We start from the raw sequence: 12,677 nt of genomic DNA, 5'->3' as shown, positions 1-12,677 counted from the left end.
TAATCTTTTCGAGATTAGCTCCTTTTTCTATTCCAAAACCAATTACTTATTATAATCCCTGTTAATCCGCCGCACGTATCTAGCAATGAATCTTGCCACATCGGTGTACGATCTCCCGTAAACCATTGATGAATTTCATCAAATGTTGCGTATCCCGCAACGAAAAGGAGAGCGTATATAAAACACCTTTTTCTCGAACAACCTGATCGATGAAAAGCGTAATACGTCAATGAACCGAGCATAAAGAACACCATAAAATGAGCACCTTTACGAAGGAAAAACTCAATAAATCCGCCTACACCTTTATTTGCAATACTAACAGGTGTACCACCGCCGTAATCGATAGATACCCATGAAAAATGCTCTTTCACAAACTCCACATTTACATATTGTTCAATATCCGAACGCATATCCTGCTTTTTATACGGTTGTGCCGAGGAATAGAAAATCAGCCCCATCCATAGTAAAACAGGAATCCAAAATAACCATTTACGATTCATTCTTCCGAAACCCCTCTCTTATTCTTTTAAGAGTACCAAAAAAAAGAATAAATTTCACGCCAAAACATGACATTTGCATCCTATTTATATAGTGAAAGGGGGTGATAAACATGGCAGTCGAAACAATCGTAATGGATTTAACTTTACGTCTCGTCTTAAACAATGGATTAGATAAGAATGGAAAAACAGTTTTAAAGAACAAACAATTTAAGCGCGTAAAAACAAACGCAAACTTAGAGAAAGTACAAACCGTAGCTCGTGCTCTAGCTTCTCTACAAGCATCACCACTTCACGCTGTACAACTTGTTAGCACATCAGATCTTTCTAACCTTTAAGGTGGCAATGTAATCAGTGGGGATGTCCCCACTGATTACAAGATAAATAAAAAGGAGGAAACAACGTATGCAAGTACTAGAATTAATTTTCGCGAAAGAAGATGGAAAAACAGTTGTCTTTTCTATCGAGAAGCCGATCACACCTATTGATGCACAAGTCGTAAATCAAGTAATGGATACGATCCTTGCCTCATCTGTATTTTCATCAATTAATGAAAATACCCGAAAAAAAGGAGCTCGTCTCGTAGAAAAGACTGTATCTGAAGTTCCTATTACCTTATAGACAAAAAGACGAATCTGCATCATTTTGCAGATTCGTCTTTTTTCTTCGGCATTTCAATTGGAATAAAGATTTTTGAAAAACCGACGCATACATATTTATAATGTTCTCCGCCGATATCAAATTCCGTCTTATATGTTGAGAAGAATATATAATCATCTCGCTTCGTATAATGATCGATTAATAATCCAACTTGCGGCTCAACATATTTTTTCGCCAACTTCTTACCAGCCGATGCTAAATCGCCAAGGAGACCCTCTTCATTTTCCTTTTGAACTTCATCTAGCTTCTTACTTACATCATTACGTTTCATAAACTGCTTTGCTGCCCAATCTGTATATTCACCTTTACTCGGATTACTATTTGCTAAATATACTAGAAGAACAACAACTAGAGCCATAATAATATACCTTTTCTTCATACTATCTCACCGCCTACTCTTTTCTATTTTCATATATATGTACAAGCGATGCAAATTAGAAAGACTATCATCTATTGATTGTAAACGAATAGCCAAAATTTACAATATGAAATAAAAGATTAACAATCAATTTACTTAATTCGTATATAATTATATTGAGAATTATTATTATTTATAAAGGGGGAATTAAATTTATGAATGACGAAAATGCTATTATTATTTCTAATTCAACAATGATGTTAGAACCTTGCAAGCACCCTTCTTATTACACAAAAGTGATCGACAGTAGTGGGAACCATCTTTACTCCTGTCAAACCGCTCTCCAGCTCATAAAAAAATCTTGTTTAACCAATGTTCACTCTACTTATCAAGGCAGACGGAAAGCAGTTCAAACAAACTTTCATTTCAAACAAAATGTCCCGATTCCAATTAATCATCGAGAATATATTTGTGCTTTCCCAACAGAGTCTCCTTCTTCTCCAAACTGTATATGGCTGTTTTATAACCATATAGATGACATAGAGTTTTTCAAAAAAAGTAAAAAAGCTACCATTCATTTTTCAAATGGCACAACTACAACTATACATATCAGTCCCCATAAGTTAAAACAACAATTATTAAAAGCTGGATATGTATTATCACGTATGAACATGCAAGATTCACTACAATTTAAAAACCTCTTATTACATTTACTACCTTAACAAAATAAGTAGAATGGAAAGCAATATCCCTTGCCTTCCATTCTTATGATACTATTTATCCTCTTAAGCTATTTCGCATTTTCTCAAGCGCCTGCCGATATATCCACCTCACTTGATAATAGGTCATCTCTGTCTCTAAAGCGATTTCCCCCATCGTCTTTCCTACAAAAAAACGTTCAAAAATAATATACTTCTCCTTCTCATCTAATACACTCATAAAATCCTTCACTTTCATTTCAATATCTTCAAAACGAAAGATATCCTCATACTCTCCTACACATACACACTTTTCTTGCACTGTGAATTCTTTTTTCAACCTCTCTAATATATAACCACGTACCGTTACAACTGCATATGCAGGAAAACTCCCTTTCTCCGCATCAAACTTTTCATACGCATGCCAAAGACCGATTAACCCACATTGATAATACTCTTCATAATCTTGATAAATCCCTAACTTCTTTATTTGATTCACAATCATACCTTCATACAACACAACTGCCTCTTTAAAAGTCGCTGGTTTCACACAGTACCCGTTTCTAAAAGGTATACCTTTCTAATATTCCGCGGTACCTTCACAATATAAAAATAAAGAAAGGATTGCACTGTGGGTAATTTTAAATACTATCACTGAAATTTGAAATTACATGAAGTAGAATTTGAAATTCTGTTAGTGGTATTTGAAATAGGGGTAAAAATAAAAAAGGTGACTCTAAAGAGCCACCTTTTTAAAATAATATGTTATGCACCAAAATCAGAGAACATGCCGCCTAACACACTAAACCCAATTGTCAAGATAAAGAATATAGAAATTAAAATTATTGCTTGTTTTTTACTTAAACCAGCAACAATATGCAAGCCTAAGCCAGTTAAAATTAAACTCCAAATGTTAAAGACTTCAAATGCAGAGCCAATGCCATATGCAATTGTTCCTTGTTCAAATAAAGGTCCTAAACTTGTATATTTATCAGCGCCATTCCCACCTAAAATATATCCTAAAGCTACATTAAGAAGACTACCAACATAAAAGACAACATTGGCATATATATAAATAGATAGTATCTTCATATATGGAGTATCATTGCTCATAAACATCATAATAATTTTATAAAATCCTGCTACTACAAAAAGACCAAAAGCAGTTCCAACTAGACCTCCAATAGCTCCAAACCCAAGTGTAGTCCATTTCATTATACCTGTCGTATCATTCTTAACCAGCTTCGCCAACTCCGGGGTATTAAGTAATCCTAAATAAGATACCGCTGCTGCCAAGATTGTCCCCATTAGAAGAAATAAGAAAAACCCTCCCCATACAGGACTTTTCGTCTTCATTCTCTCAAACTGCTCACCTGGAGAAGTAATCATTCCAAATAATGATGGCTTTTTTGAACCTGCATCTTGCGTATTAATATTAGCTTCCATTATAACGCCTCCTTCTATTTATATAACCCGTTCTAACGGGCGGTTCACTTCCTCATATAGAGGCTACGAACCGCCCACTAGAACGGTAGTGTGTAGTTTTACTACACTATTAATTACTCATAACGAAGTGCTTCAATTGGATCTAATTTCGCAGCTTTGTTTGCTGGAATTAATCCAAAGATAATACCAAGTGTCATAGAGAACAGTACGCCTCCAACGACAACTTCCCATGAAACGAGTGGTGGCCATTTTGCGAACGTGGAAACGATATATGCTCCGCCATATCCAAGACCAATTCCGATCAAACCACCTAGAAGCGTTAACATAACTGCTTCAATTAAAAACTGTAATAAAATTTTACTACGCGTTGCTCCAAGTGCTTTACGTATTCCAATTTCGCGCGTACGCTCCGTTACGGATACGAGCATGATGTTCATAACACCAATACCACCAACGACTAATGAAATACCAGCAATACCGCCGATAATCATCGTCATGATGCTAGTGACTTTAGAAACATTTTCTTGTAATTCTTTTAAATTTACCAGTTCATATTTACCTGGAATTTCACTTGGCTTACGACTATTCAGTACATCAACAGCTTGTTTCCCAGCTTTTTCTAAATCGTCTACATTTTTAGTTTGAATTGCGATATTTTGGATATCATCTGTTCCGAATAAAACAGGCCATAACGTAAGGGGGATTAAAGCTTCTTCCATTTCAAATCCCATAAACTCATTATCAGATGTATACACACCAACAATTTGCATTGGCTGTCCCTTCATCTCAATAATTTGTCCGACTGGGTTTACATCCTTAAATAACGTCTTTTCTGTTTTTGTACTAATCATCACAACATTATTTGCATGAGAAATATCTGATTCACTTAAAGTACGTCCCTTTACGACCTTTACTTTATTAACCGCAAAATATTCATTATCAAGACCAATAACATTCAGATTTGCTTTTTTATCATTTACATCCAATATCTCTGTTGTCGAATTTGTCGTAATAACATGTGAAACATCTTTCACTTGTTTTACTTCCATAATATCCTCTTCTGTTAACTTCGGTATTTCAAATCCGCCTATAGCAAACTCATCATTCATATCTGGTTTAAATTGAATTGGCATTAGGTTATTACCACCAGAACCTGCGAATTTCGACTTCAGCATCGCTTCCCCGCCTTGCCCAATTGCAACGACAGTAATAATAGAACCTACCCCGATAATAATACCGAGCATCGTAAGAGCTGAACGCAGTTTATGAGCTAAAATAGAAGATAGGGCAATTTTTATACTATCTAGTAAACTCATACCGCACACCTTCTATCTTCTGTAATTTTCCCATCTCGCAGCACAATGCGGCGGGAAGAATACGCTGCTACTTCCTCTTCATGTGTAACCATAACAATCGTTGTACCTTCTGCATTAAGCTTCGTGAAAATATCCATAACTTGCTCACCAGACTTCGTATCAAGCGCACCAGTCGGCTCATCGGCCATAATGAACGTTGGATTATTCGCAATCGCTCTTGCAATTGCGACACGCTGCTTCTGTCCACCTGACAATTCGTTTGGTAAATGATGCACGCGGTCCGCTAATCCGACTTTACCAAGCGCCTCTAAAGCACGCTTGCGACGCTCTGCTTTCTTCACGCCGCCATATACGAGCGGAAGTTCAACATTTTCTACTGCCGAAAGACGCGGGAGCAAATTAAAGTGCTGAAACACAAAACCGATATATTCATTACGAATTAAAGCAAGCTTTGACTCGTCTGCTGTTAAGATATTCACATCATTCAGCATATATTCGCCTTCTGTTGGACGATCTAAACAACCGATAATATTCATAAGCGTTGATTTACCAGAACCAGACGGTCCCATAATCGAAACGAACTCACCGCCTTGAATCGTTAAACTAATACCGTGCAAAATCGGTACTGCCAATTTTCCTTGATAATACGTTTTAGCGATATTATTTAACGTAATCATTTCTCTTTCACTTCCATTCCGTCATACACATCGTCGGAAGGATTTTTAACCACCTTTTGCCCCACTGTTACGCCTTCTACAACCTCTGTCCAGTCTCCATCAGTAGAACCTTTTTTCACATTTTGTTTGCGAAGCTTTCCTTTATCCTCAACGTAAACAAATGCATCCTCATCTTTTTCTACAATGCTCTTAGTTGGAACAGCAATCATCTTCTTATTCTCTAAATTTACTTGCAATGAAACGTGATAACCTGGAGATAAACCATCTTGACTATCAAGACTTGCTTTATATGTATATTGGGACATATTTTGAGTCGCCTCACCCATACCGCCTGCTTGCGCCATCTCTGCACTCGTTGGGAATTCACTTACTTCTGTAATCTTACCTGTCCACTTCTTCTTACTATTTGCTTTCGCAGTTACAGTAAATGTTTGATCCTTTTGAATTTGTGATTTTTGAAGCTCAGTTAACGTTCCTTGAATTTGGAACGGATCTTTAGAAGCCACTTGTAAAAATGCTTTCCCTTGACCACCTAACGCTTGAGATGAACTTTGCGCCGCATCTTTATCTAACTTTTGAACAACACCAGCAAAATTACTATAAATCGTAAGCTCTTTCTGCTTTTTACTTAACTCTTCTTTCTGCAACTTCCCTTTTTCTTTCTCAAGATCAGTTGTCTTTTGAGCTATCTCCAGCTCACTTACTTGCTCTTCCATCGGATCTGTTACTTCTTTCCCAGCTCCGCTATCTTTCGCCTTCTTAATTTCTTTCTTGAGCGAATCAATCTTCTTCTTCCCTTGATCATAACGCATATCAGCCATCTTCTGATCAAGCTCAGCTTGCTTCATTTGCAAATTAATCTCTTCATTATCATAAGAGAATAACTTCGCACCTTTCTCTACCTCTTGTCCTTCTTTCACCTCAATATCTTTTACTTTTCCTTTAGTCGGATCCGCATAAAAACTTTCGATATTCCCTGGCTTTACCTGACCAGAAATTAACTTCGTATTATTCAGCTTTCGCTCCGTTACCTTCTCAAAACTTACAGCATCAGCAGATGTTGATGCCCCCTTCTTCTTGCCTTGCATAATAAAAATATTAACTGCTGCTACAATAACAATTAGTGCAATAACCCCGATGATAATCCATTTCTTCTTCTTGTTTGGAGTACGAACCGTATTTGGTACCATATTCTCTCTCCTTTTTATAACTTAATAGTTTAATTTGAAATTGTATAAAACTTTCTGAAAACAAAATACATATTATTACATTCTTTTTACAAAGTTTTACACATTCATTTTTATTGTAACAAAAATTTCCATGATTAGAAATATGACATTATATCTTTTAAGATAGATTTAAGGAAAGATTATAGTAATATAAGAAAAGCTATCTTTTATTAATAAACTCCTCACAAAGATAAATTATTAAAATTATTTTCCTAATTGCATCACTATCATTTTTGTCATATATATTTGACTTTTCATTTATTCAACTATAAAATGTCACATATACATGACATTCTGGTGCACAAGGTCTACAACTATTAACTAGGAGGTTTATATTTGAATAACGTTAAACAATATCGAAAATCTGAAGGTCTATCGCAGCTAGAATTAGCTAAAAGAGTTAAAGTGGCGAGACAGACAATAAACTTAATTGAAAACAATAAATATAATCCCTCTTTAGCCTTATGTATCGAATTAGCAAAAGCACTAAAAACAGATTTAAACAGTTTATTTTGGGAGGGAGAGTAAATGATGAAATTTGAATGGAAAGAAAGAGTTTATAATAGTTTTGTTGGAACAATGAGTGAGCGAGATGAATATCAAAAACAAGAAATCAATAAAGAATTATCTGTAGCTGGAATTGGTTTATGGTGGTTAAATATGTTGGTCATGCTTATTATGTTACTTGTTGATACTATGAACCATACAATATCTATAGGAACTATATTAGTTTTTCTGTCTAATATGATTTATGCTAATTATTTAGCCTTTAAATTTAAGAAAAAAGGTTTAAGTGATACTGAATGTGCAACAAAAGAAGAATATTTGCAACACAAGAAAAAATTAAGAAAAGCTGGCTTAAAAGCAGGTTTGCTTTGGGGCTTTCAAATGTTTGTTTTTATGAATTATATCCTTCCCTATGTAGGTTCAGAGGAAATCTCTATTTCTTTATTTGATGTTGTACTTTGGAGTTGTGCCGGTGGATTTTTTGGTCTAACTATGTACGTAATTGGTTTATTAAATCTAAAAAAATTATATTAATGAATAAAAATCATTTACATATTAAACTGCAATTTTACATACTTATTTTCCTCGTATAAAAATATAAAAGCTATCCAGTATATAAACTGGATAGCTTTTTAAAATGAAATATTATGCTACTTTAGAAGCTTTTCTCTCATGTCCTATTTGAACAATCAATAAGAATATTGTTGATAAAATACCACCTGCTAACAGTAACATGAAGCAACCATCCCAACCAGAACGATCAACAATAATACCAATTGCGGCGTTTGCTATGAAACTTCCTCCAACATAACCGAACAGACCACACATACCAACTGTCGTACCTACTGCAAATTTCGGTACTAATTCCATTGCACTTAAACCGATTAAGAATTGTGGTACATAAATTAAACAACCGATAATAGAAACTGCAATACTCACAACTATAATATTAGTTGCTTGCCAATACACGATTGTTCCAACAACAACCCCAGCCATACTTATAACACATAACGGCATACGTTTCCCTTTGAATAATTTATCACTTAAAAAACCGACAATTAAAGAACTTGGAATCGCTGCTGTTTCAAATATTGAATAAGCAAAATGCGCCTCTGTTTTTGTAAAACCTTTAACTGTTGTTAAATAAATTGGTACCCAGTTAATAACACCGAAACGAATTAAGTAAACAAATGCATTCGCAATACATAAGAACCATACAAATTTATTTTTCACTACATACTTCATTAAGATTTCTTTTGGTGACATCTTGTTAGCGTTATCTACTTTTTCAAGCTCTTCATAGTCATTACGATATTCATCAATTGGCGGAAGACCTTCTGATTCTGGTGTATCTTTCGCATTAATCCAAACAAGAACTGCAATTACCATTGCGATAATCGCTGGGAAAATAAATACGCCACCTTGCCAATGACTTTCCCCAAAAATACCTACACCAATTCCAATGAATGGCGGAACAAGTAATGCTCCAACGTTATGTGAAATATTCCAAAGACCTGTTTTCGTACCGCGTTCTTTCTTTGAAAACCATTTCGTCATAACGATACTACAAGGTGGTGCACCCATACCTTGCACAATACCGTTTAGAACAAGTAATGTTAAAATCATCCCAAAGGAAGATGCATAGCCGAAACAAATATTAACAAGTCCAGATAAAAATAAACCTACTGCAATAAATCGTTGAGCAAATGCCTTATCAGATAAATTACCCATAAAGAATTTACTAAGTCCGTAAACAACAGCCATTACTGCACCCAATAACCCAATTTGTGTAGTGCTAAATCCGAACTCATCAACTAAATATGTAGTAGATAAATTAAAATTACTACGAACTAAATAATAAGCAGCATATCCAACTGAAATTCCGATTAACACACGAATACGTAGTAATCGATATACACGGTCGATCATATCCGCAGGCAATCTTTCAATTGCAGGTGCTGGCTTGAGCCATTTAAACATATTCTTTCGTCTCCTTTTCTCACTTCTGAGAGAGACGTTGTCTATTCCATATCTCGATTATTCCACTATTTGATATATGTTGGTTCGTTCTTCTAACCGGCTGTCCTTCTAGTTCTTTCTCGTTCTTCGCAAACATCGTTGGCACGCCAAACGAAACCTTTTCTAAAATGTGACCCGCTTCTTCTGATAAACAATAATCAATAAATAAATCCGCAATAATACCGTTCGGTGCACGTTTTAGTTTCGAAATCGCATTAACAGATAGCCCTGTTTGCTCAGGTACGATACTTACAACTGGAAAGCCTTGTTTTTGAAGCATTCTTTGATCTCCCATGAAGTTGATGCCTATCATATATTCACCACTCGCAACAAGCTCTACTGGCATGTAACCATTTACCGTTACTTCACCAACTTGCCCTGCAAAGTTCTTAACATATTCTTTCGCTTCCTCTTCACCTACAGTATCAATAAGCGATTGAAAAAACGTATAGGCTGTTCCTGAAACATTTGGATCTGGCATAACAATCTTTCCCTTATATACTGGATTTAATAAATCTTGCCACCTTGATGGATAAGGAAGTCCGAGCGGGGCTAATTCTTTGTTCCACCGCTCTTTATTGATCGCAATTGCCAGCTTCTCTACTTCATAACCGTACCAATAACCGTCTTTATCTTTAACAGTTTTTGAAATACGGTTCGCATGCTGACTCGTAACAGGAATAGATAGATTTTTTTGCTTCATCATTTGATGCGCGTCTACCGTACCGCCAATAATAATATCCGCTTTCGGATTTCCAGCTTCCTCTTCTACCCTCCGAAGAAGCTCTTCTGTCGAAAGACGAATAAATTCATACGTACAGCCGCGTGGTTTACAAAATGATGAAAGCAACGCTTCCCCCACTTCCTCGCGAGCCGCTACATACGCAACAAGATGACGATCATTCAAAATAGGGAGACCACTTTTATTATATTTAATAGAGGTTGTATCTCGAGAGCAACTAGACATCGCTCCTCCAATTACTAGCAAAAAGAAGAAAAAGGCTATCTTTCTCATGACACATTCTCCTTTACAAATACATTTGCGAGGGAGCTTTTCATATACATGACATTCCCATTATTATCACCGAGATATTGCACAACAAAGTACGATGGATACACAGAAATAGTAAGAATGTCTTCACGCTCATTCTTTATACGCTTACCATTTTTATAAGCGGTAATATAAGCGACCGGTTCATTCTGTGATTGTAATAACTTCTGAATTTCTCCGTAATCTGTAATTTGCTTTGCGTACCGAATCGAATCAAGTATGTGCGTAACATTCACCGCACGTTCTACACCACCTTGGCGTACTATGACATCCTGTGCTGACGCAAAAAAATCATGAATACGTTCTGGTGTGTAATACAGGCTTAACAAATACGTTTGCAATACTGAAATCATTGGATCCGTACCATTCTTTCCGTACATATCAGCCCCGTACTGGAACAAGTCACCTACTGCAAAAGTACGTTTCTAACCATTCAAGTACGTTACTTCTCCAGTAAATACTTGTTCTTGATTCTTAGCTTCACTCGGATTGATTTGAATTCGGTCAAAGAATGAAACAATCGTATGCAAACGAACTTCATCCGTTATAACAATTTCTCCCCACTTTTCATGCCTAACCTTCATTTCAGTAGGCAGGGATTCATTCACTCTTTGTAAAACAGCTTGTTTGTCATTCACAATTGTGATCCGATTATATATTTGCTTCTCCATCACATAAAACAAAATAAGAGAAACAATGATACAAAAGACAAACATAAGAATTTGAAATGATAGCCTTTTCATTTCTGCCTACCTCCAAGATAAAAAAACGTTGTTTCGAAAATACCGCATAATTGTTTCATAAATGTATCATTTAACCGCTTTCAAGTTTTTTATGTCTTCCATCCGTCTCGGAAGTAAGAATGTAATAAATATGGTAGTACCAACCTCTTCACTACTCTCAATCCGCATACTTCCGCCCTGCTTATTCATAATCTCCTGACAAATATACAAACCATACCCATTCCCGTAACTAGAAGAAAGTACCTTCCCTTCTGGCGATTCATTCCACTCTGCCAGCACCCCTTCATCGATACCAATGCCATCATCATGAACAAACACCTTCGCCTCACGCTCATTTACAATGACATTCATACGAATTTGCGTAGCATCGCTATATTTTATCGCATTATCAAGCACATTTAAGAAAATCTGTTTCGTCTTATCGAAATCGGCAACAACATATACATCTGTTAACTCATTAATAACTTCAATCTCAAACTTCTGCAGACGAGGTTTCACGATTGAAACTGCTTCTTCGGCTAACTCCTTTATATTCACAACTGTAGGTGATATTTCAAACGTACTCGTACCGTACTTTGAAGACTTAAGTAATTCCTCTACAAGTGATAATAAACGCTCACTTTCTACAGCTACATAACGCAAGCTCTCCTGTACATCTTCCTTCGCCTTTAACTTCGGAATTAAATCCACATAGCCAATAATCGCCGTTAGCGGTGTTTTTAGCTCATGCGTAATACGGTCTAAGAAATCTTTCTGCTTCTCTTTCTCTTCCTTCAATTGCTTAATATGTAGTTCAATCCCATCAGCCATCGCATTAAAAGACGCTGAAAGCTGCGCAATTTCCACATATTCATTTAACTCAATCTTACTTTTATAATCACCATTCGCAAGCCGGTGCGCCATTTGTCTTAACTGATCAATCGGCTTATGAAGAGACTTTGCCAAACGAATTGCAAAGAAAATACCTGCAGCTACGAGACAAAGAGACGTCATTAAAAACGTCCAACCAACATTTGTTAAAACATCCTTCTCACCCGTTAACTCATTTATAAAACGAACACTACCAATGACATCGTTTCCATAATAAACCGGGCTTGAAAACAAAAGAATTGGAGCTGGGTCTCCCTCTTCAAACACATAAGATTTCTTTCCCTTCAAGGAACTCTCGATATCAATATTCCGATCAAGAAGCGCTCCCTTTTGCGTATCCGCCACAACATCTCCATTCTTCCCAATCATCTGTACACGGACATCCATGCGCTTCGCTAAATACGAAGCAATTAAAAGTGAATTCGGACCGAGCGTCTCTACCTCTGCTTCCTTCTCTAAATAATTCATCGTATAAATTTGTGCTTCTACACTTAACTTTTCTAAAGAATTTGCCGCATTATGATACATATGTAATCAACGATTGTAAAATACCCAATAACAACGGTTTTAAATTCCCCAAAAATAACAGATAATCGTTTCGAAACA

Annotated in this window: 14 protein-coding genes and 2 pseudogenes; 5 read left to right on the top strand and 11 right to left on the bottom strand. The window is 36.1% G+C overall.

What is annotated here, in order from left to right; all coding sequences use genetic code 11:
* Positions 1–14: 14 nt before the first annotated feature.
* On the bottom strand, positions 15–500 hold the full coding sequence (locus tag PDQ33_RS11970) for a VanZ family protein (protein ID WP_001080713.1): 486 nt from the start codon (positions 498–500) through the stop codon (positions 15–17).
* Between the two features lie 110 nt (positions 501–610).
* On the opposite strand from PDQ33_RS11970, the gene PDQ33_RS11965 reads away from it, so the two are divergent.
* Both PDQ33_RS11965 and PDQ33_RS11960 read left to right on the top strand, forming a co-directional pair.
* Entirely contained in the window at positions 611–835 is a 225-nt protein-coding gene (locus PDQ33_RS11965; RefSeq protein WP_270755756.1) for a DUF1659 domain-containing protein, read from the top strand.
* Between the two features lie 67 nt (positions 836–902).
* The gene (locus PDQ33_RS11960; RefSeq protein ID WP_001197595.1) at positions 903–1,118 is read left to right on the top strand and encodes a DUF2922 domain-containing protein; all 216 of its coding nucleotides are present in this window, start codon (positions 903–905) and stop codon (positions 1,116–1,118) included.
* A 19-nt stretch (positions 1,119–1,137) separates the two neighbouring features.
* Here the strand turns inward: PDQ33_RS11960 and PDQ33_RS11955 are convergent, their stop codons facing one another.
* Entirely contained in the window at positions 1,138–1,536 is a 399-nt protein-coding gene (locus tag PDQ33_RS11955; RefSeq protein WP_000747726.1) for a DUF4359 domain-containing protein, read from the bottom strand.
* A gap of 194 nt (positions 1,537–1,730) precedes the next feature.
* Between PDQ33_RS11955 and PDQ33_RS11950 the strand changes: the two genes are divergently transcribed.
* Positions 1,731–2,237 (top strand): competence protein ComK, encoded by a 507-nt coding sequence (locus PDQ33_RS11950; protein ID WP_000997432.1) that lies wholly within the window; start codon positions 1,731–1,733, stop codon positions 2,235–2,237.
* 55 nt (positions 2,238–2,292) lie between these two features.
* Here PDQ33_RS11950 and PDQ33_RS11945 read toward each other — a convergent pair whose 3' ends face one another.
* The 5 genes from PDQ33_RS11945 to PDQ33_RS11925 all read right to left on the bottom strand — a co-directional run bounded on the left by PDQ33_RS11945 (position 2,293) and on the right by PDQ33_RS11925 (position 6,842).
* The gene (locus PDQ33_RS11945; RefSeq protein WP_000801289.1) at positions 2,293–2,763 is read right to left on the bottom strand and encodes a sigma-70 family RNA polymerase sigma factor; all 471 of its coding nucleotides are present in this window, start codon (positions 2,761–2,763) and stop codon (positions 2,293–2,295) included.
* A 215-nt stretch (positions 2,764–2,978) separates the two neighbouring features.
* A complete protein-coding gene (locus tag PDQ33_RS11940; RefSeq protein ID WP_000387913.1) occupies positions 2,979–3,659 on the bottom strand; it encodes a Yip1 family protein in 681 nt (226 codons plus the stop codon).
* Between the two features lie 113 nt (positions 3,660–3,772).
* Positions 3,773–4,975 carry an ABC transporter permease gene (locus tag PDQ33_RS11935; protein ID WP_061131835.1) on the bottom strand — a complete coding sequence of 401 codons (1,203 nt, stop codon included), beginning with the start codon at positions 4,973–4,975 and terminating at the stop codon, positions 3,773–3,775.
* Positions 4,972–5,652: an ABC transporter ATP-binding protein gene (locus PDQ33_RS11930; RefSeq protein WP_016085521.1), complete on the bottom strand. Its 681-nt coding sequence runs from the start codon at positions 5,650–5,652 to the stop codon at positions 4,972–4,974. The genes PDQ33_RS11935 and PDQ33_RS11930 overlap by 4 nt, the downstream gene beginning before the upstream one ends.
* On the bottom strand, positions 5,649–6,842 hold the full coding sequence (locus PDQ33_RS11925; RefSeq protein ID WP_061131836.1) for an efflux RND transporter periplasmic adaptor subunit: 1,194 nt from the start codon (positions 6,840–6,842) through the stop codon (positions 5,649–5,651). The genes PDQ33_RS11930 and PDQ33_RS11925 overlap by 4 nt, the downstream gene beginning before the upstream one ends.
* Before the next feature lie 375 nt (positions 6,843–7,217).
* Here PDQ33_RS11925 and PDQ33_RS11920 point away from each other — a divergent pair, with 375 nt between their 5' ends.
* Together PDQ33_RS11920 and PDQ33_RS11915 are read left to right on the top strand one after the other, a co-directional pair.
* Positions 7,218–7,409, top strand: a complete 192-nt coding sequence (locus PDQ33_RS11920) for a helix-turn-helix transcriptional regulator (RefSeq protein ID WP_061131837.1) — start codon at positions 7,218–7,220, stop codon at positions 7,407–7,409.
* Entirely contained in the window at positions 7,410–7,922 is a 513-nt protein-coding gene (locus PDQ33_RS11915) for a DUF3278 domain-containing protein (protein WP_061131838.1), read from the top strand.
* Positions 7,923–8,033: 111 nt separating this feature from the next.
* Here the strand turns inward: PDQ33_RS11915 and PDQ33_RS11910 are convergent, their stop codons facing one another.
* The 4 genes and pseudogenes from PDQ33_RS11910 to PDQ33_RS11895 all read right to left on the bottom strand — a co-directional run.
* Positions 8,034–9,368, bottom strand: a complete 1,335-nt coding sequence (locus PDQ33_RS11910; protein ID WP_000477581.1) for an MFS transporter — start codon at positions 9,366–9,368, stop codon at positions 8,034–8,036.
* Positions 9,369–9,387: 19 nt separating this feature from the next.
* A complete protein-coding gene (locus tag PDQ33_RS11905) occupies positions 9,388–10,422 on the bottom strand; it encodes an ABC transporter substrate-binding protein (protein WP_061131839.1) in 1,035 nt (344 codons plus the stop codon).
* A pseudogene (locus PDQ33_RS11900) lies at positions 10,419–11,201 on the bottom strand (DUF3919 family protein). Before PDQ33_RS11900 ends, PDQ33_RS11905 begins: the two are co-directional and overlap by 4 nt.
* A 66-nt stretch (positions 11,202–11,267) precedes the next feature.
* A pseudogene (locus tag PDQ33_RS11895) lies at positions 11,268–12,602 on the bottom strand (HAMP domain-containing sensor histidine kinase); the annotation flags it as partial.
* Positions 12,603–12,677 lie beyond the last annotated feature (75 nt).

The organism is Bacillus cereus group sp. Bc031, from assembly GCF_027716265.1.
Lineage (GTDB): Bacteria > Bacillota > Bacilli > Bacillales > Bacillaceae_G > Bacillus_A > Bacillus_A paranthracis.
The sequence above is the reverse complement of the archived record's forward strand: the minus strand, read 5'-3'. Positions and strand labels throughout refer to the sequence as shown.